This is a genomic window from Sediminibacterium goheungense, assembly GCF_004361915.1.
Lineage (GTDB): Bacteria > Bacteroidota > Bacteroidia > Chitinophagales > Chitinophagaceae > Sediminibacterium > Sediminibacterium goheungense.
In genome coordinates this window covers 124285-145866 of the sequence record NZ_SNWP01000013.1, presented here as the reverse complement: position 1 = coordinate 145866, position 21582 = coordinate 124285, and the positions used below count along the sequence as shown (strand labels likewise).

Annotated in this window: 15 protein-coding genes; 8 read left to right on the top strand and 7 right to left on the bottom strand. The window is 41.6% G+C overall.

Translation table 11 applies throughout. The features are described 5' to 3' along the window. Window positions 1-47: 47 nt before the first annotated feature. On the top strand, window positions 48-1919 hold the full coding sequence (locus tag BC659_RS14415) for a M1 family metallopeptidase (protein WP_133475518.1): 1872 nt from the start codon (window positions 48-50) through the stop codon (window positions 1917-1919). A gap of 263 nt (window positions 1920-2182) precedes the next feature. Here BC659_RS14415 and BC659_RS14410 read toward each other — a convergent pair whose 3' ends face one another. Genes BC659_RS14410 through folK form a run of 3 tightly spaced genes read right to left on the bottom strand, consistent with a single transcriptional unit; the run spans window position 2183 to window position 4623 of the window. After that, complete coding sequence (locus BC659_RS14410; protein ID WP_211340797.1) at window positions 2183-3427, bottom strand: MFS transporter; 1245 nt, start codon at window positions 3425-3427, stop codon at window positions 2183-2185. A 32-nt stretch (window positions 3428-3459) separates the two neighbouring features. Continuing rightward, a complete protein-coding gene (locus tag BC659_RS14405; protein ID WP_133475517.1) occupies window positions 3460-4092 on the bottom strand; it encodes a deoxynucleoside kinase in 633 nt (210 codons plus the stop codon). Window positions 4093-4143: 51 nt separating this feature from the next. Then, entirely contained in the window at window positions 4144-4623 is a 480-nt protein-coding gene (gene folK, locus BC659_RS14400; RefSeq protein WP_133475516.1) for a 2-amino-4-hydroxy-6-hydroxymethyldihydropteridine diphosphokinase, read from the bottom strand. A gap of 94 nt (window positions 4624-4717) precedes the next feature. Between folK and sppA the strand changes: the two genes are divergently transcribed. After that, on the top strand, window positions 4718-6478 hold the full coding sequence (gene sppA / locus BC659_RS14395) for a signal peptide peptidase SppA (protein WP_133475515.1): 1761 nt from the start codon (window positions 4718-4720) through the stop codon (window positions 6476-6478). Here sppA and BC659_RS14390 read toward each other — a convergent pair. After that, window positions 6464-6928, bottom strand: a complete 465-nt coding sequence (locus tag BC659_RS14390) for an RES family NAD+ phosphorylase (RefSeq protein WP_133475514.1) — start codon at window positions 6926-6928, stop codon at window positions 6464-6466. The genes sppA and BC659_RS14390 overlap by 15 nt on opposite strands. After that, the gene (gene parS, locus BC659_RS14385; protein ID WP_133475513.1) at window positions 6925-7347 is read right to left on the bottom strand and encodes a type II RES/Xre toxin-antitoxin system antitoxin; all 423 of its coding nucleotides are present in this window, start codon (window positions 7345-7347) and stop codon (window positions 6925-6927) included. The genes BC659_RS14390 and parS overlap by 4 nt, the downstream gene beginning before the upstream one ends. A 102-nt stretch (window positions 7348-7449) precedes the next feature. On the opposite strand from parS, the gene BC659_RS14380 reads away from it, so the two are divergent. Further along, window positions 7450-8556, top strand: coding sequence for an ABC transporter permease (locus tag BC659_RS14380; protein WP_133475512.1), 1107 nt, complete (start codon window positions 7450-7452; stop codon window positions 8554-8556). 1 nt (window position 8557) lies between these two features. Beyond that, window positions 8558-9061 carry an SRPBCC family protein gene (locus BC659_RS14375; protein WP_133475511.1) on the top strand — a complete coding sequence of 168 codons (504 nt, stop codon included), beginning with the start codon at window positions 8558-8560 and terminating at the stop codon, window positions 9059-9061. 231 nt (window positions 9062-9292) lie between these two features. On the opposite strand, the gene queA is transcribed toward BC659_RS14375, so the two are convergent. Beyond that, window positions 9293-10342, bottom strand: coding sequence for a tRNA preQ1(34) S-adenosylmethionine ribosyltransferase-isomerase QueA (gene queA / locus BC659_RS14370; protein WP_133475510.1), 1050 nt, complete (start codon window positions 10340-10342; stop codon window positions 9293-9295). A gap of 51 nt (window positions 10343-10393) precedes the next feature. Next, window positions 10394-12127 carry an ABC transporter ATP-binding protein gene (locus BC659_RS14365; protein ID WP_133475509.1) on the bottom strand — a complete coding sequence of 578 codons (1734 nt, stop codon included), beginning with the start codon at window positions 12125-12127 and terminating at the stop codon, window positions 10394-10396. 176 nt (window positions 12128-12303) lie between these two features. On the opposite strand from BC659_RS14365, the gene ccsA reads away from it, so the two are divergent. From ccsA to BC659_RS14345, 4 genes are all read left to right on the top strand, one after another. Then, on the top strand, window positions 12304-12984 hold the full coding sequence (gene ccsA, locus BC659_RS14360) for a cytochrome c biogenesis protein CcsA (protein ID WP_211340796.1): 681 nt from the start codon (window positions 12304-12306) through the stop codon (window positions 12982-12984). Then, entirely contained in the window at window positions 12977-13192 is a 216-nt protein-coding gene (locus BC659_RS14355; protein WP_211340795.1) for a CcmD family protein, read from the top strand. Before ccsA ends, BC659_RS14355 begins: the two co-directional genes overlap by 8 nt. Window positions 13193-13279: 87 nt before the next feature. Then, window positions 13280-14701: a Glu/Leu/Phe/Val family dehydrogenase gene (locus BC659_RS14350; protein WP_133475508.1), complete on the top strand. Its 1422-nt coding sequence runs from the start codon at window positions 13280-13282 to the stop codon at window positions 14699-14701. Between the two features lie 673 nt (window positions 14702-15374). Next, window positions 15375-21470, top strand: a complete 6096-nt coding sequence (locus tag BC659_RS14345; RefSeq protein WP_133475507.1) for an HYR domain-containing protein — start codon at window positions 15375-15377, stop codon at window positions 21468-21470. Window positions 21471-21582 lie beyond the last annotated feature (112 nt).

Sequence of the window (21582 nt, the reverse complement as noted above, 5' to 3'; positions counted from 1 at the left end):
AAAAATTATTGACATTCTTTCTGTTTTACTAAAATGATTCATGCAACATGAAAAAAACATTCTTACCCGCCATTGCATTGGCAACTGTTATTTGCCTGTTTTCAACAGCAATACATGCGCAGCCTGATCGCTGGCAGCAGCGTATTAAATACCAGATCAATGTTAACATGGATGTAACCACCAACCGTTTTAGTGGTACAGAAAAAATTGATTACTGGAATAATTCTCCGGATACCCTCAACCGTATTTTTTTCCATTTATACTGGAATGCATTTCAACCCAATAGTAGTATGGATGTTCGCAGTCGTGAATTGGGTAAAACCGTTTTAAGGGAACCTTCCCGAATGAGTGATGGGCTGGACTGGGATGCAAGGGTAAAAGATCGCATCAGTAAGCTTACGCCGGAACAGATCGGTTTTCAGAATGTAGCTTCTGTAAAGATTGCGGGTGTAGCGCAGGAATTAAAAGTGCATGAAACCATTCTGGAAGTAGTGTTGGCTAAACCTTTACTGCCTAAAGCGAAACTGCAAATGGATGTTCAGTTTGAGGCGCAGGTCCCCTTACAGATCCGAAGAAGCGGACGCGACAATGCGGAAGGTATCCGCTACAGCATGAGCCAGTGGTATCCCAAAGTAGTGGAATATGATTACCAGGGCTGGAATGCCAATCCATATATAGCCAGGGAATTCTATGGTGTATGGGGCGATTTTGATGTAAATATTACCATCGATAAAAACTATTTTGTAACAGCTGGTGGTGATCTGGTGAATGCAAACGAAATAGGCAGGGGGTATGAAGCTGCGGGTGTTAAAATACCAGCTCCTTCAGGAAATACCATTACCTGGAAATGGCAGGCATACAACGTACACGATTTCATGTGGGCAGCAGACCCTAATTATAAAATGATAACCCGTACTACCGCAAATGGTCCGTTGATCCGTGTGGTGTATAAAGCGGTTGATTCATTAGATAACCGTTGGCAGCGTGTGGCCGATTCAACAGCTTTGGCTTATCCGATCATCGCTAAAACATTTGGACCTTACCCTTACAAAACCTACACATTTGTTCAGGGTGGAGATGGTGGAATGGAATACCCCATGGCTACATTACTGAAAAATGCAAGCATCGGAACAGCCATCCATGAATGGATGCATAGCTGGTACCAGATGATGATGGGTAGTAATGAAGCGCTGTATCCATGGATGGATGAAGGGTTTACTGATTATGCTTCATCTCGTGTAATGGCTGAAATGAGGGGTAGAAGCGGTTTTTCCGCCGAAGGATCTTATAGAAGTTATTTCAATCTGGCAAAAAGCGGACTGGAAGAACCTGCCAGTACCCATGCGGATCATTTTAATACCAATTTTGCCTACAGTGCAGCTGCATATAGTAAAGGAGCTGTATTCATTGCACAGTTGGGTTATATAGTAGGTGATAAAGTACGGGATCAGATTTTACTCGACTATTATTATCAATGGCGCTTCAAACATCCGAACCCCAATGATTTTATCAGAGTGGCAGAAAAAAGAAGTGGGATGGAACTTGACTGGTATAAAGAATACTGGATCAATTCAACCAAAACCATCGATTATGCAGTAGGTGATATCAATGTAGAAAATGGTAAAACAACGCTCTCTGTAAAACGGATCGGAAAAATGCCCATGCCCGTTGATGTACTGGTTACATATAAGGATGGGTCACAGGAAATGCATGTTATTCCGCTGGATCTGATGTATGGTACAAAACCTGCGGAAAATGAAGTGCCCAGAACCGTGCATACGCCATGGCGCTGGACACATCCTGAGTATAAGTTTTCTATCAGTAAAACCATACCTGAAATCAAATCAATTGAAATAGATCCGTCTATGCGACTGGCGGACTTGAATCGAAATAATAATAAACTGGTTATACCGGACTAAAATCAGGAGTAGCAAATGGCAAATGGCTAATAGTTTGAGAGAACTATTAGCCATTTGCTTTTAGCCCTTAGCCCTTAGCCAATTTGCTCATGGCAACAAATTTTCACTTGCATTGAAAAGAACCAGAAGCTAAGAGCTAAAGACTAACTGTATGCTATCAGCTATTGACTATTAGCTATTAGCCCTTAGCCAATTTGCTCATGTTAGCAAATTTTCACTTCTATTGAAAAAGGCTAAAAGCTAATTGCTAAAGGCTAACTGCTCTAATACTCCATCTTTCTCAAACTTGGTGCTTTAAACCAGGTGGTAATAACAACAAGCAGGGTCATGCATCCACCAAAAACAACAGAAGGAACAACCCCCAGTAATTTAGCAGCCACGCCACTCTCAAATTGTCCGAGTTCATTACTGCTGTTGATAAACATCGAATTAACACTCATCACTCTTCCTCGCATATGATCGGGGGTTTTTAGCTGTAGAATGGTGCCTCTTACTACTACGCTGATACCATCCAGAATCCCGCTTAATAGCAAAACAGAAAAAGATAGCCAGAACCATTCAGATAAGGCAAATGTGATGATACAGATACCGAATCCACCAACAGCCAGTAGTAGTTTTTTGCCTTGTTGTTTACGAAGTGGAAAAAGCGTGAGTAGAATCACAACGATAATGGCACCCATATCAGATGCTGCATTCAGCCAGCCAAAACCTATGGGTCCTATTTTAAGAATGTCTTTTGCAAATACAGGTATCATGGCAACCGCCCCTCCAAAGAGTACCGCAAACAAGTCGAGACTTAAAGCGCCCAGAACTTCCTTGGTTTTAAATACAAATCGGAGCCCTTCTTTCACACTGTCCATCGTTTTTTTCTCACCGGGTTCATTCAATGAAGGTTTGGGTTTTATCTGATACATAAACAGGAAGCCGATGGCAACAAGGGTACAAATGATGATGAGAGAGCCGGTATTGCCTAATAAGGCAATCATAAAACCAACGGTGGCGTGTCCACTTACCGAAGCAGTGAGCCAGATACCCTGATTCCAAGTGGTCGCATTCTGCAATAAATCTCTGGGAACAATAGAAGCTACCATGGTTCCGAATGTAGGGCCTGTGAAAGCCCGGATAATGCCCGTAAAAAAAATGATCACATAAATACTGAAAGCAATCCAGTGATTGCTTAATTGGGTTGCTGTATAATTACCCGATAGCAACAATAAAAAAATAGCACAGGTAAGATATAGGCTAACACCACGTAACAGTAATTTTCTTTTTTCACTGATGTCAATAATATGCCCTGCATATAGCGAGAGTGAAACAGCAGGAATCACTTCTGATAAGCCGATGAGTCCAATAGCGAATGGATCATTCGTGAGTTCATAAATCCACCAGCCTACCAGTGTACCCATCATGCGTAAACCCATGATAAACAGAAATCGTCCCATCATCAGGTTCCGGTATTCGGGAATGCGCATGGCTGCAAAGGGATCATATGTTGTTTCCGTTTTCATCTCTCTTTATTTCTTGCAAATCTATTCTGCGGTTATGGCAGGCTGAAATAATGCTGACCTCCTTCATAGTCCTTTTCCAGTGCTTCAAGCACAATATTCAGGTGTTTCTCATTGCCCAGAAAATCTGCATTGCTGGCATCAATAAAAATAGTTTTGATATTGTGTTGTTTGATATAGCTGGTATAAGTTTCCTGAATATTAAATAAATATTCATCAGGTATGGATTGTTCATACTCCCGGTTTCTTTTTCTGATATTCTGCTGTAGTTTTTGAACCGGTGCATGCAGATATATTAAGATATCGGGGAATACAAGTTGCTGGTGAATAATATCGAACAGTTTCTGGTAAAGCCTGAATTCTTCTTCCGGCAGGTTTACCTTGGCAAAGAGCAAACATTTGGTAAACAGGTAATCGGAGACGGTAATATGCTGAAACATATCTTTTGTATGCAGCATATCTTTCAATTGTTTGTATCGTTCCGCCATAAAAAACAATTCAAGCGGAAAAGCGTATTGTTGTGGGTTGTCATAGAATTTTGGCAGGAAAGGATTGTCTGCAAATTCTTCCAGTATAAGTCTGGAATTGAGTTTTTTTGATAGTAAATGTGCTAATGTGGTTTTTCCTGCCCCAATGTTACCTTCTACTGTAATATATTGATACTTCATATTGGTTCTCTGCAATGCGGTCAAAATTAACTGCCAGAGCTAAGCGGGCTATTATTTTTTTTGCACATTTAAAGGGTCTTTACAGGCATCCAGTAATGCACTGATCGTTTTGCCTTCAATCGGATGTATCAGCTGTGGTGCAATTTCTGCCAGCGGCATCAAAGCAAAACGCCTGTCGGGTAGGGCAGGGTGAGGAACTGAAAGCAAATTTGTTTCAATAATGAGGTCGTCAATCAATAAAATATCAAGATCGATGATTCTGGGTCCCATTTTCTGTATTCTGATACGTCCCATTTCCAGTTCAATTTCAAGCAGCTTGCGCATTAACTGGTCGGGAGAAAGTAAAGTTTGGAGCTTAATGGCCTGGTTATAAAACGAAGGTTGGTCGGTTAAACCCCAGGCTGCCGTTTCATAAATGGAAGAGCTGCAAACGATTTCGCCGCAGTATTGTTGTATATATTGTTCGGCCTGTTGCAGGTGAAAAGCCCGGTCTCCCATATTGCCGCCTGTCAGCAAATACGCTGTATTCATAAATTGAAGATATTAGCAACCTCAAATATCTTTAAATTCACAAAACAAAGCGGTATTCGCTCAGGATAACTTGGGATAACTGAAAAGAAAATTTATGCGGACATTTTTTAAGATATTCTTTGCCTCTCTGCTGGCATTAATTGTATTTACGGTAATTGGTGTATTTATATTGATTGGGTTTATATCATCGGCTACCACATCAGAATTACCGGTTGTTGGTACCAAAGCTGTATTGGTATTGGATCTTTCTGTTAATTTCAAAGAGCAGGCAGAAGAAGATCCTTTTGGAGAACTCATATCATCGGCAGAAGCGAATAAGCCTTCTCTGTTTGATGTTGTAAGATTGATTGGTAAGGCTAAATCAGACTCAGCGGTTAAGGGTATTTATATACTGGCAAGCGACAATGCAAACGGATTCTCATCCAGTGAAGAATTGAGAAAAGCAGTACTCGATTTTAAGAAGTCCGGGAAGTTTGTAATAGCCTATGGCGAAACCATGACTCAGAAAGCCTATTATGTAGCCTGTGCTGCAGAACGTATATATGTTCATCCGCAAGGCGGATTGGAATGGTCTGGTTTTTCTTCCAATCTTTTTTTCCTGAAAGGCATGCTGGAGAAACTACAGATTGAACCACAGATATTTTATGCAGGGAAATTTAAAAGTGCTACAGAGCCATTACGTGAGACAAAAATGACGGAAGCAAACCGTTTACAGACTTCGGTTTGGCTGGGTGATCTATATGGCGCATTTCTGAAAGCAGCAAGCGTAGCCCGTAAAATCGATACCGCAGTATTACACCAGTTAGCGAATGAAGGTGATATACAAACAGCGGTAGATGCAGAAAAATATCAGTTAGTGGATGGATTGAAATACGATGATGAGATAAAAGATGAGATACTGAAAAAGCTGAAAAAAGCATCCGGAACAAGTATCAATTTTGTTACCATTAATGAATATGCAGCAGCCACTACCATAGATGATTATGCTGGTGGTGGCAAAATCGCCATCATATACGCACAGGGCGATATTGTAAGTCAGGAGGGTGATGAAGAGCAGGTAAGCAGTGATGTATACAAAAATGTAATTCGCAGGGCCAGACTGGATAACACTATCAAAGCCATTGTACTGAGGGTAAACTCACCAGGGGGCAGTGCACTCGCCAGTGATGTTATCTGGCGTGAAATAACATTGGCAAGAAAAGAGAAGCCCGTAGTGGTAAGTATGGGAGATGTAGCTGCATCAGGTGGCTATTATATTTCCTGTAATGCAGATGCTGTATTTGCCAATGAAACAACCCTTACCGGTTCAATCGGTGTGTTTAGCATTGTTCCCAATTTTGAATCCTTTCTGAAGAATAAGCTGGGCATTACAACCGACAGGGTACGAACAGCTCCTTATGCTGATATGGGTTCGGGCGATCGTCCATTAACGGCCACCGAAAAAAGATTTTTTCAGTCTGCAACTGATTCTATTTACCACACTTTTAAAAGCCGTGTAGCCGAAGGTCGAAAAAAAGATATTGTATACATCGACAGTATCGCACAGGGTAGGGTTTGGACAGGTGCTAGGGCACTTGATGCCGGTCTGGTGGATAAAATCGGTACACTGCAGGATGCTGTAAAATATGCAGCTAAACTGGCTAAAATAGAAGATGATTATCGTTTACGCGAATACCCGGAGAAGAAAAATTTTCTGGAGAAAATCATGGGTAACTATAAGCGTTCCATTAAAACCAATCTGATCAAAGATGAAATAGGTGTGGAACAATGGCAACTCATGCAACAGTTTAAACAGGTAAAGCAAATGGTAGGAGAACCCCAGGCCCGTATGCCTTATTTCTTAACGATACACTGACGGGAATAAGCGTTCATCAAAATAGAAATCTTTCACTTCCTGCAAACGGATTTTATGGAAATCGCTGTGTAAAGGATTCAGTAGAAAATTTACTTCATGTTGTACAATTCCTGAAGGACAGGCAATGGCCAGCGCGTTTTTATCCTGCATAATTTCAGAGCCCATCCATTGTGTATACCCAAAATCCTGGGGCCAGTTTTTCTTCAGGTTTTTGTTTTGGATGTGATAAATAGCTGCATCAGTTGGTAAGTTGAGCTGCATCAATTTATATAACTGCAATTCCTGAAAACTACCTGTATTCGCCAATGTCTCTAATAATGCAAGCGATATGGAACTACTGGTATATACAACGGCTGTGCCGGTCAGGTTCCAACGACCACCTTTTAGTTTTGCGCCGGTTCCGGATAAATCATGGGCAAATTTGTGATGTGCAAAACGGTAGAGTATCATGCGTAAACACCCTGTTGTATACGAATAAGCTGATTAAGGGTTTCCTGTATACCACGGCTGGTAGATAAAGAACTAAAGTTGAGGAGATGTCCCATAACAGGTTTATCTTTTTTGAGCCACTGATAAAAAGCATCGGGGGAAGTAAAAGTGGCGAGCCCTGTTTCTATGAGTTCCTGTAATTGGAGAATACGGTCAGCATAAATACCTTCAAATACACTATTATTTTTTGCATATCGTTGAAGGGTTCTTTCAGAGAGGTGCAGTATACCGGCCCATTCAGCTTGGGTAAAAGGAACCTGGTCGTAAATTTTTTTGAATTTCCGATAAGTAAAATCGGCAATAGCGGGCAGATACGCTGCTGCAGCTTCCTCAACCATGGGAGGCTTCTGTGTGGCAGGTATTTTTTTCGGTTTTGCCATTTAGTAACATTTGTCTACTAAATATACGACAATTGTCACTTATTTTCAATAATCATTTTTCTTGCCTGAGAATAAATAGCTTTGTTCTATAAGTAAATTCCTATGTCTGTAAAGTACAGTCAGTTAAAAGCCATGATGGCCATTACAAAAGGAAGTCTGAAAGCTGTTTTTCGGAGTCCATCAGCGGTCATCTTCAGTATAGCTTTTCCGCTGATTTTTATTTTGGTATTTGGTTTTATTGGTGGAGGCAGCCGCGTATCGCTGAGTATTGCCTTTTCGGCAGAAACAGACACCCTTAATCCGATATATCCTGCACTCAAAAAAATTGCCGGTATACGGATTGTCGATAAATCGGGTCAGGCACTTAAAGAGGATCTTGAAAAGGGTAGGGTGACGGCTATTATTGACATACGTAAATCGGGTATTGAAAATCCTCCTTATACCATCAATATCTCCAGTTCAGAAGCCGTAAATCCACAAAACCTGCAGGTACTGCAATCCATATTAAATGCAGTTATCGCCGGTATTAACCAACAAACTTTCAGCAATACACCCACCATTGCCATGGTGAATAGCCGGATTGAAAAAATACCGGGAAGGGTATATCGAACCATTGATTTCATTTTACCGGGTCAGTTAGGATTTTCCCTGTTAAGTGCAGGTGTATTTGGTGTGGCTTTTTTGTTTTTTAATCTGCGGCAGCAACTGGTGCTGAAAAGATTTTATGCCACGCCTATCCGCAGGCCCTATATTGTCCTGGGTGAAGCTTTAAGCCGGGTTATCTTTCAAATGATGACGGCTATTATCATTATAGGGGTCGGGCATTACGCCTTTAAGTTTACGCTGGTAAATGGATTCGAAACTTTTCTCACTATTATGTTACTGAGTTTTATCGCCTTGCTACTTTTTATGGGCTTTGGTTTTATAGTGAGTAGTCTGGCTAAAAATGAAAGCAGTATTCCTCCATTGGCAAACCTGATAACGCTGCCACAGTTTTTATTGGCAGGTACTTTCTTTTCAATTGATGCATTCCCTACCTGGCTGCAACCTATCTGTAAAGTGTTACCCCTGACTCATTTTAATAATGCCATGCGCAATATTGCATTTGAAGGAGCTGCATTGTCGGCTTGTGGAAAGGAACTCATGATATTGGGTGCCTGGATCGTTGTGGTATATGCGGTAGCATTTAAAACATTTAAATGGGAATGATATGAAATTGCTGAAACTTGGGTTGATCAGTGTGGTATTTTTATTTGCACTGGCAACTGCGATAGGTGCATTGCTTCCATCAAAAGTATTGGTGTCAAGGGCTGTCAACATAAAAGCACCTGTAACACAAATACAGGCTGAAATAAAAGATATCGAACACTGGAAAAACTGGGTGGAGGGGATGCGTGATACAATTGTGCGAATCAGATCTGCTCAGGAAGCTGTTATCGGTAAAAGTGAAGTACGCATTACACAGGTGTCTGATTCTATGGTGGTGAGTGAATGGATCAGTCCGCAGAAAAAAATGCAAATAAGCACCATTCGTTTACTATATCAGCCACAACAGGCGGTAACCATTGTGCAATGGCAGTTTGAACAATCTGTTGGCTGGTTGCCCTGGGAAAAGCTGGGGACGATGATGAACGACAAGATACTTGGCCCCATGATGGAAAAAAATCTGGAACAACTCCGGCAATACCTGGAAGCGAAAAACAGCAATTTGTAGAGTTTTTCTGCAATTTTATCCCCAATTTGTAAAAAATAGTTGCGGTTATTTGCGTTTTTGAAAAAATAGTTGCAGTTTTATACCAGCATTACAACTAATGTTTGTTAGTTTAGGGAAACGTTAGATTCAGTTTTAACAACTTCTGATTAGGGTATATGGGAGTTGTTGGTTGTTAAATGAAAAAAGCCATCCCGCTCAGGCAGGATGGCTTTATCTTTTTTCGGGCCTTTATCAGATAATCAATAACGCATCTCCATAACTAAAGAAGCGATATTTGTCTTTGATGGCTTTTTTGTATGCCTCCATAGCCAGATCGTAACCTGCAAATGCACAGGTCATAATCAGCAGACTTGTTTTAGGCAAATGGAAATTGGTAACCAGGCTATCTGCCACATTAAAATTGTAAGGTGGGTGAATAAAGTGGTTGGTCCATCCTTCACTTGGTTTCAGTAATTTCTGTGCAGTAAAGCTGCTTTCCATGGCACGCATGGTGGTAGTGCCAATAGAGCAGATACGATGCCCGCCTTCTTTGGCCTTATTCACAATTTTACAGGCTTCTTCAGAAATCGCATAATATTCTGCATCCATTTTGTGTTTGCTGAGGTCTTCTACTTCAATCGGACGGAAAGTACCGAGACCGGTGTGGAGAGTAACTTCAGCAAAGCGGATACCTAATATTTCGCAGCGCTTAATCAGTTCTTTACTGAAATGCAATCCGGCAGTAGGAGCGGCAACAGCACCTTCATGTTTTGCATACACAGTCTGGTAGCGTTCTTTGTCTTCCTCATCAGGTTTGCGTTTGATGTATTTAGGTAAAGGGGTTTCACCTAAAAACTCCAGCATCTTTTTGAAGCTTTCATCATCATCGTCCCATAAAAAACGAATGGTACGACCACGGCTGGTGGTATTATCAATTACTTCAGCAACCAGTTCTTCGTTGTCGCCGAAATAGAGTTTGTTACCCACACGAATCTTTCTTGCGGGATCAACAATAACATCCCATAAACGATTGGGTTTGTTCAACTCACGCAACAAAAACACTTCGATTTTTGCACCGGTTTTTTCTTTCCTGCCATACATACGCGCAGGGAATACTTTGGTGTTATTTACTACAAACACATCTTTGTCATCGTAATATTCGAGGATATCACGGAAATGTTTGTTCTCCATGTGACCGCTTTTACGGTCTACTACCATCAGGCGACTGTCTTCTCTTCTTTTGGTAGGGTTTTGTGCAATGAGGTTAAGGGGTAGATCGAACTTAAATTGAGATAATTTCATGTTACGGCATGATTTTTTATGAAGTCGGCAAAGGTACGTATTTTATTGTTATCAGCCTCGTTGAGAGCCAAACAGGTCTGTTTTCATGCCGGGAATCGCATCAATCAGTTGTTTTGTATAGGCAGTCTGGGGTTGATGGTAAACACTTTCCGCATCACCACTCTCCTCAATTTTACCAGCCCTCATTACCATAATCCGGTCGCTGATATACTTTACCACCGATAAATCATGAGAAATGAAAATAGCTGTAAATGAGAAGACTCTTTTCAGGTCATTCAACAGGTTCAAAACCTGTGCCTGCACACTAACATCCAGTGCCGAAACGCTTTCATCGCAAACAATAAAGGAAGGTTGTAATGCAAGCGCCCGGGCTATTACAATTCTTTGTCGCTGTCCGCCACTGAATTCATGCGGATAACGCGCATAATGTGCGGGTTCTAACTGCACTTTTTCAAGCAGGTCAATGACCCTTTCTTTTTCTTCTCTTCGGGTCTTTACCAGCCCATGTACCCTTAAGGGTTCTGCAATGGCTTCCCCAATGGTTATGCGAGGATTCAGTGATGAATAGGGGTCCTGAAAAATAAGTTGCATATCCCGCCTGAATGGCATTCTTTGTTTCGGGCTGGCATGCGTAAGGTCCTGTCCTTTGTAAATAATGGAGCCCGAGGTAACGGGGTTAAGACCAAGCAGGGTTCTGCCAAGTGTTGTTTTTCCGCAACCTGATTCTCCCACCAATCCCAATGTTTCGCCTTCTTTGACAACAAAACTTACCTCATCTACCGCTTTCATAAAGGCAAGTGGTTTTCCAAGAAAACTTCTTTTTACAGGGTACCAGACACAAAGATTTTTTACTTCGAGTATCGTGTTAGCTGTGCCGGTAGTCTTTATTTGTTCGATGGGGTCATGTGAAGATGCCAACCTGTTTGTTGTCATTTTCCCATCCATAAAATCACTGACTACCGGTAATCTTTTGCCTTTCGGGTGTAAAGCCGGTCGACAGGCCAGCAGGGCTTTGGTATAAGGACTGGAAGGATGCTGGAAAATCTCTCTCACATTTCCTTCTTCCAATAGTTTTCCACGGTATAAAACCGCCACACGGTCTGCAATCTCTGCCACCACACCGAGGTCATGTGTAATAAAAATAACAGCCATCTGATGTTGCAACTGCAACTCTTTAATGAGCTTCAGCATATTTTGCTGAACAGTTACATCCAGCGCAGTGGTAGGTTCATCGCAGATCAATACAGTGGGATGGCAACTCATGGCCATCGCAATCATTACCCTTTGTTTTTGTCCACCACTGAGTTGATGGGGATACCTGGATCCGATTTTTTCGGGATCTGGGAGTTGTACCTGACGGAATAATTCCACCACCTTTTGCTGAACAGCCGTTTCATTCAGATCCAGGTGCCGGCGAATAGCTTCGGCTACCTGATCGCCACAGGTATAAACCGGGTTCAGGGCCGTCATCGGTTCCTGAAAAACCATAGCTATTTTTTGTCCGCGAAGACTTTGCATAGCTTCTTCGGGCAGTTGCAGCAGATCGGTTTCTTCATTTTCGTCAAAAAAAATAATCTCACCTGAAGGATAGGATACCTGTGTGTCTGACAAAAGTCTCAGGATGGAAAGAGCCGTTACTGATTTTCCCGAGCCGGATTCCCCAACAATAGCCAGCATTTCGCCTTTTTGCAGGTGTAAATTCAGATGGTCTACTGCCCGGTGTTTACCGGCTGAAGATGTGAAATCTACACAAAGGTTTCGGATAGCGAGAACGGGTAAGGACATAGTCTGCCACAATATAAGTTCGATTTATGGATTCTGCCGGATTGGGGGCAAATTCGGAAATGATGTGAATAGATAATTTTACCCTTTACTGGCAATTATTGAGGGGCTTTCACCTAATTTTGCGCCAAACAGTTGTTAGTTTGATTAGTGGGCTGGGAAACTGTAAAAAAATGATCATGATTCGAAAAGCCTGGTGGAAGATATTATCCTTTCTGTTACTTATGTATGTATGCTCCTATGGTTTTTTGGTAGAGGTACCAAAGCTGGATGACAGGCTACAGGAATCGATCCGCAATTTTTTCTTTCACGTCCCCATGTGGTTTTCCATGATGATTCTACTAGGGGTATCGGTTGTGTATGCCATCAAATATCTGCGTAACAATAAACCGGTTTATGACCATTACTCTGTGGCTTTTGCCATTACGGGTACCCTATTTGGTTTTTTAGGTCTTGCTACCGGTGCCATCTGGGCCAATTACCAGTGGGGTAGCCCATGGAGCGGCGATCCGAAACAGAATGGTGCAGCCATCGCCATGCTTATATACCTCGCTTATTTTGTATTGCGTGGCAGTATGAATGAAGAAGAGAAGAAAGCAAGGATTGGTGCTGTGTACAATATTTTCGCCTTTTTCATGCTTTTCCCAACACTTTGGATATTACCCAGATTAACAGAATCATTACATCCGGGAGGAGAAGGGAGTGAAGGTAATCCGGGGTTAAATGGTAAGGATATGGACGCTAAAATGCGGTTGGTATTTTATCCTGCAGTTATTGGATGGACCTTATTAGGCGTGTGGATCAGTACCCTGAAAATCCGCTATGACATTATTAAAGAACAAAGACTAGCACATGAATAAGATTCTGCAAAAAACAGTCTGTATGCTTACTGCCTTATTCCTGACGATGGAAACCATGGCGCAGAATGCAGAAGCTAACACAGATATCATGAGAAGTAACGGTAAAATTTATGTGGTAATGGCAGTGGTCATCACCATTGTAGCCGGCCTCTTCATCTATGTGGCAAGTCTCGACCGTAAAATCAGTAAACTGGAGAAAAGTAAATAGCTTATGGCAAATAGAGAATGGGCCATAAGCCATAATCTATATGCTATTTGCCATACAATAAACGTCAAAAACAAAAACGATTAGCTCATGTCAGAACACAAACCGTATAGCTTCTTTCAGAGTGTTGAAAGAAGTTTTGATAAAGCGGCCAAATTCACCAAGTGGGAGAAAGGTTTGCTTGAACAGATCAAAGCCTGTAACAGTATTTACAGCATGCGTTTCCCTGTTAAAATGGATGACGGTCGCATAGAAGTCATTGAAGCATACCGTGTGCAGCACTCGCAGCATAAATCACCTTGTAAAGGCGGTATTCGTTTCAGCGAAGAAGTAAATCAGGATGAGGTGATGGCGCTGGCATCATTGATGACGTATAAGTGTGCGATTGTAAATGTGCCTTTTGGTGGCGGTAAAGGTGGTATTAAAATCAATCCCCGTAACCACAGTGCTTATGAACTGGAAAAAATCACACGCCGTTATACTGCGGAACTGGTAAAGAAAAACTTTATCGGACCTGGTATCGATGTTCCTGCTCCTGATTATGGTACCGGTGAACGTGAAATGGCATGGATCGTAGATACTTATGCTTCTTTAAAACCAGGCGAAATTGATGCTGCTGGTTGCGTAACTGGTAAACCAGTAACACAGGGTGGTGTGCGTGGAAGAAAAGAAGCAACGGGTCTGGGCGTTTTCTATGGCATACGAGAGGTATGTAATATGTCTGACGTAATGCAGAAACTGGGCCTGAGTGTTGGTGTACAGGGTAAAACAGTAGTGGTACAAGGTTTAGGTAATGTAGGGTATCATTCTGCTAAATTTTTCCGTGAAGCGGGTTCTAAAGTAGTAGCTATTGCAGAATATGAAGGTGCGATTTATAATGCGGAAGGATTGAATGAAGAAGAAGTATTTCAGTTCAGAAAGAAAACCGGTTCTATTTTAAATTTCCCCGGCGCCACCAATCTGGCTAAAAGTACAGATGCACTGGAACTGGAATGTGATATATTGATTCCGGCAGCACTGGAAAATGTAATCAATGGTGAGAATGCTCCACGAGTAAAAGCAAAAATCATCGGAGAAGCCGCAAACGGACCATTAACGCCGGAAGCTGATGAGGTGTTTTCTGCAAAAGGAGTATTGGTAGTACCTGATATGTACCTTAACGCAGGTGGTGTAACGGTATCTTATTTCGAGTGGTTGAAAAACCTGAGCCACGTACGCTATGGCCGTATGGAGAAACGTTTCACTGAAAATATGAACAATCATATTCTCGGTCAGATTGAAGAACTTACAGGTAAGCAGGTAACAGATAAGGAACGCTCATTCATTCTGCATGGCCCGGAAGAAGTAGATCTGGTTCACAGTGGTCTGGAGGAAACGATGATTACGGCTACCCGCGAGATCATGGAAATCTGGAAAAGCAATCCTGATATTCCAGATATGCGTACTGCAGCCTATGTATGCGCTATTAATAAAGTAGGGACATCGTATGCTGAACTGGGTATTTTCCCATAATACTTTAGGAAACCATAGTATATATAATAAACAATAGCAAGAGGCTGTATCAAAATCTGATACAGCCTCTTGCTATTTGTAAACCTGAGAGAGAAAGCTTTGTGCTAAGTGATTAATATCCTTCGTTTTACTTTTGAAACCGCTGAAAATCCATTTGTAAGCCATATCTGCCTCCGTGTTTAGCAACTAGTGAGGTGTTTGTGAGAGCCCTTGTAAGTAACAAAGTGTGCGATCATGTAAATGATTTTCTCTTTCCTGATATATAATATTACGAACCTTGGTAAATTTTGGGTAAGCGTCAGAGACGGCCATTAAGTTCTATAAAAGGGAACCTTATAAACACGCGTTGGTAATAGCAAATTTTGCGGAATACTATAAAGACATTGAAAATGCAGTGAAACTGAAAAATGGACCTGTTTTAAATGCATTTGATAACCATTCTTTTGTGTTTGGTACCATTTGTTGATTCAGCAATTCCCGTGCAATTTAATTTAACATTCTAATTAACTACGTAAGTATTTAATCTGTTGGATATATTCATCTGACGTCTCAGTCTGGATTATATCACGCCTTTTAATCCAATTTCCGTCCAATTATCCCGGTTAGGCCATTTTGCAGAATTGTATGCGTTCTGTGAAACCATCATAAGTGCATATATACCAAAATCACTATTATGAAATTGATTTCTACCCTGAACAGATTTACTGTTAACATGTTGGTACGCGTTGTGTTATGTAGCACTTTGCTTCTTTTTATTGGTCATGACGCTGCAGGGCGTATCCCCGAAGGAGTGAGAAAGGTAGAGTTGCCCGTTATAAGTGCTGTAACCGGCAATACCACTATTTGTAACGGTGCGAGAACCATTTTAACAGCTTCGTCGATTGCAGCATCTCCGGTTTATAACTGGTACGATGCAGCTGTGGGTGGAAATCTATTATTTACAGGAGCGTCTTTTAATACACCTATCCTTACAGCAAATAAGGTCTATTATGTAGATGTTACCAGTGGAGGTAACACATCTTCAGCACGCACGCCTGTTTCGGTAACTGTAACAGCATCGGCAAGCCCTGCTTTGTTTCTTTCATCCAGCAATGCGAATGTTTGTGTTGGAGGCTCATCTACCTTATCTACCCAATCCAATGGGTTGGTAGGGTATTGGAAAATGGATGAAGGTTCAGGCAGTACCGTTACTGATTACAGTGGAAATAATCTTACAGGCTATTTCAGGGGTAACCCATCCTGGTCAAACGCAGCTAGTATTCCGGCATCATCTGGTTCTATTAATATGGGTACAGGTTACAATAGTAACTATATAGAAGTGAACGATGCCTCCGTTATCAATACCATGCAAAGCAAATTTACCATTGAAGCATGGATTAAAATGGATGGTACCAAAACGGATAATACCATTATTGACAGAGGAGATTATAATTTTCTTTTTCAGGCAAAAGCATACAGCAGAGGTTTGGGTTTCTATAATCCCTATGGAGGATGGTCATTCAGCGATTATCAGCTTCCTTATAACGAATGGATACATGTAGCTTGTACATGGGAAGCTTCGACCGGTGAGTTGCGCTTCTATGTAAACGGTGTACAAACAGATCTTTTTTATAGAAGTGGATTGTATTTTGGCGGAGGACCTATCAACATAGCCAGACAGTCTCCAAGCACTTGTAGATGTAATCCGTTTGCAGGTAATCTGGATGAAATAAGGATATGGAATGTAGTGAGGTCAAGAGCAGAAATACAGGCTACCATGAGTACTTCACTGCCACTTTCTTCTCCGGCTACTTTTAATTGGAGCCCGTCAACCGGTCTAAATACAAGTTCCGGATCATCTGTGGTAGCTTCGCCATCTGCAACAACTACGTACACGGTAACGGCAACCGGAACGAATGGTTGTGTGAATACAGCTACTACAACAGTCAATGTCTACTCATCTACACCCGTTGTAAATCCAATTACCGGAAATGATGTGATTTGTATGGATACTACTACCCGTCTCAATACCACCACGACCGGGGGGCGTTGGAGCAGCAGTAATACCAGTATAGCCAATGTAAATAGTGATGGATTGGTAACACCTGTCAGACCCGGCACAGCAGTGATATCGTATAGTATTGCTCCGGCCGGCTGTGGTACCATTTCTGCCAATAAAACCGTAACCGTAAATGCACTTCCCGAACTATCGCCCATTATGGGATTAAATAATGTATGCCCATCTTCGGATATACAGCTAAGTAACACTGCAACCGGCGGACAATGGAGCATCAATAACACTAATGCAGCAACCATTAATCCTAATGGCTTGCTTAGTACAGCTGATAGTGGGTCAGCAACAGTTTCATACAAAGTAATCAATGAAAACGGTTGTGTAAAATCAGTTACCAAAGTATTTAAAATCAATGCCATTCAGGCAAGCTTTACAAAAACTGCAACCTGTGTTGGCCTTAATAATGGAACAGCAACAGTATCAATACAAGGTGGCGGTGGAAAAAATTATGCTATAACCGGCGACTATTCGGATAGTAAACTATTAACCATCGATCTGGCTACGGGTGCCACTACTGAAATCGGAAGAACGAACGCATATGCCTATTTTCTTGGATTGGCGGTTAGCCCTTCAGGTGATATCTATGCGACAGCTGACGATTATTATAATCCATTGTGGAAGATTGACCCCTTAACGGGCAATGCAACACCAGTTGCTTTAAATATTGATGGTAACGGTCCATATTATGCAAGATCGATCGTATTTGACAATAATGGAGTATTGTATCTTTCAGATGCATACGGGTACTTTTATACGGTTGACCTAAATACAAATTCGGTTACCAATATTGGCTATTTTGGATATGAATTCAAGTCTCTTCAGTTTGATCCTACAAACGGGCAACTGTATGCACTTACAGATTTCGAGTTATTTACCATTGATCTTAATAACTTAAGTATAAACAATATAGGAAACCTGTATTATAACTCCGGCTATCAATATTATTACTTTACCGATATGATATTTGATGCCAGTGGTAATCTGTATGTAGTGAATGATAACTATCAAGGAGGTAGTAATTTTCTGCAGGTAGATAAATCAAATGCGAATGTTACATTTATTGAAGAATCATTTGATGGTGCCATTTACGGGTTAGCCAGTGGTGGTACTTCATATACTTATCTGTGGGATAATGGACAGACTTCAGAAACGGCTACAGGACTAACTGTAGGTGAACATACGGTGGTGATTACTTCAGCAAATGGTTGTTCATTGACACGAAGTGTTATTATTGATGAATTAGACCTGCCTAAACCTGTGATTACGGTCAATGGACCAACAAGTTTCTGTGTTGGTGGCGGTTCTGTAAGCCTCACTGCACCTGCTGCATCATCGTATCAGTGGAGCAATGGCCAAACTACACAGTCAATAACAGTAACTTCAGCGGGTAATTATACAGTTACTGTGCCAGGCGCGTCTGGTTGTCTCGTTACATCTAATCCCGTATCCATCACCACAACACCGGCTCCAACGGTGAATCCGGTGGCCAATCAGGAAGTTTGCCACAATGCTGTAGCAACTACAGCGATTAATTTTAGTGGAGCAATACCGGGTACCGTGTATAACTGGATAAATAATACGCCTTCTATAGGGCTTGCCGCAAGCGGAACTGGTGACATAGCTTCTTTCGTTGGGCAAAATACCGGTAACACCCCTGTAACAGCAACCATAACTGTAACACCATCTTATAACGGATGTGTAGGCACACCAGTAAGTTTTACCATAAGGGTAAATCCGATACCTGTTTTTGCTGCTATTCAGAACCAGACAGTTTGTGCGGGTTCTACCACAACACCTGTTACTTTTGTTGGGCAGGTTGCCGGAACAACTTATTCCTGGTTTGGCGGTGCATCGGTTGGTTTGGTAAATGGAAGTGGTAACACCATCCCTTCATTTACTACTGTCAATACCGGCAATGCCCCTGTCACCGCAAGTATTATTGCTATTTCAAACTATGCGGGTGCAACCATGAGTTGTGGAACTTCCAGACAGTTCAATATTACCGTGAACCCTGTAATATCTGCTTCTATCTCTGCAGCGGGTGCAACAACTGTTTGTCCGGGCAGTTCAGTAGTACTTCAGGCAAATACTGGAAATGAATTCACCTATCAGTGGAAAAAGAATGGAGATAATATTATAAATGCTACTTCTGCAAATTATACAGCTACCTCGAGTGGCGATTACAGCGTTGTTGTTACTGCCAATGGTTGTAGCTCTAATCCTTCAAATACGATTGCTGTACATATTCAGGATAATGTACCACCTGTGGTACCGGTATTGGTAGATATCACTGCAGAATGCGCAGCTACAGTCACCGCACCAATAACAACAGACGCGTGTAGTGGACAGGTTACAGGAACAACAACAGATCCGTTAACTTATCAAACACAGGGTGAATTTATCATTCATTGGACATTTACCGACGCAAGTGGTAATAGCTCTTTTGCTGAACAGAAAGTAATAGTCCGGGATGTAACACCGCCTACTATTCAATGTGTAGCGAATATCACAATTACCGGAACAAGTGCAGCAGGTGCGGTCGTAAATTATATGGCACCAACAGCTACTGATAACTGTACCGGTGTAACTGTAACCCAAACTGCTGGATTGCCATCCGGCTCGGTTTTCCCGATGGGTACAACGACTGTTACCTACACGGCAACTGATGCAGCAGGATTAACAGCAAGTTGCTCCTTTACTGTAACGGTGTCAGGATTACCTCCTGTCATTGTTTGTCCTGCGAATATTACTGTATCAAATGATGCAGGTCAGTGTGGGGCTGTTGTGAATTTTGCGGCAACTGATAATACGGCCATTCCCGCTGCTGTCATCAGTTATACAAAGAATGGTAATCCTGTAACATCGGGTAGCTTCTTTGCCATCGGTACACACACCATCGTTGCAACATCAACCAATGCGATTGGTACTTCAAGTTGCACATTTACTGTAACAGTTAAAGACACAGAAAAACCAAACATACAAGCACCTGGCAATCAAGTAACCTGTGCAAGTGCTAATGGAAACAACACCTATACTGTTCCTGCGGCGACAGCTGCTGATAACTGTGGTATTGCAACTGTTATGTATACAGTAACAGGTGGGGTAAACAGAACAGGAACTGGTTTAAATGCAAGTGGAGTATTCGGCATGGGTGCTTCAACCATTACATGGACAGTGACAGATGTAAATGGTAATACCCATACTGCACAAACAACTGTAACGGTGAACCCATTGCCAGTAGCTTCTTATGTAAGCAGCAATTCAGATGCTTTCTGTAACAAAACCACTGTAACAGGTGCATCAAGTATCAATGCCGCTACCTATAGTTGGTCTACTGTTAATGCAGCGGGCAGCTTTAGTGCGAATCCTGAATTGAGTCTTGGACTCGGCAATGCAGATGGTAACTACTATCTCTTTGTGAAAGCTACAGCAAGCGGTTGTGTAAGCGCAAGGCCGGCAGTGTATAACTACCAGAAACAAAATGTAGCGGGTAATTATACCATACTCGCTTATAAGGAAGTAGAACTGGGTAAATACAACAAAGTAGCAACAGGAAGTGTAGGTGTGCTTACTGCCAAAGGTGAGGCCGAATTCAAAAGTAATAGTGCGGTAAACGGACCAGGCGCATTTGTAAAAGCACCACGTATTGATAAAGATGGTTCCGGTATTGGTATTCCAACACAGATTATTGGTGTCGCAAACGTAAGTCTGCCTGTTATGCAGTATAATAACACCAATACCAATAACCTTCCCAATTTTACAGCTTCTGTAAATAATGCCACGTTAACTGGTAATTATAAAAACCTGACTATTAAGAAAGGTATCAGTGTGACGGTTACCAATACAACATTTGGTACTATAAAACTGGAAGAGGGAGCGAGTGTCAGGTTTACAAATGCAGTATTGAACATCGGCGATCTGGTAGCAGAAAAAGGAGCTAAGAATAATACTTACAGTTATATCCGTTTTGCGCCCAATACAAGTGTACGAGTTAGTGCTAAAGTTAGTTTTGGCAGTCAGGTATTAGTAAATCCTGATAACTACAAAGTAACTTTCTATATGGGTGATAACCGTAAGGATGAAGAGAAATTTACGGTGAAAGGAGGTGATACAAGAATAATAGCCAATATTTATATGCCGGATGGTAAGCTTCGTGTAACAGCAACCGATTCAGGTGATGACGATCGGGATAATTGCGACCACAAAGCGCATACCAGCAAAACCTGTCGTCATAAATCGCATGATCACAATGATTGTGATCACAAAGGCCATTCTGCTGCAAGTTGTGAAGATGATGTGTATATGACAGGATTGTTCATAGCAGAAGAGGTGGAAAGTAAAGGTAATACGGTCATCTGGAACAGTTTTGATTGCACCACACCGGCACAGCCTGTAGCGGCCAGTAGTAGTAGTATGAAGTCAACGACTTTATCTGAAAAAGTTGCCACAGTTAACAAAACAGAGGAAGATCTGAAAGTAACAGTAATGCCTAACCCAAGCACTACCTACTTCACGCTAAAACTGGAAAGTAAAAACCAGACTCCGGTTGAACTTCGCATAATAGATGCAGGTGGTAGAGTAGTAGATGCTAGATCTAAACTGGGTGCCAACAGTTCTATACAGGTTGGACATAATTACAACAGTGGTATTTATTATGCTGAATTCATTCAGGGAACACAAAGAAAAGTTGTCAGGTTAATAAAAAGCAGAGGTTAATTTTGGGTATTAACTGTCTGTAAAGAGGCTGCCTTTAAGGCAGCCTCTTTTTTATAACAGATACTCAGCTTACTGTGTGTTTTTTAATATAACATCGATTGCCATACATTGG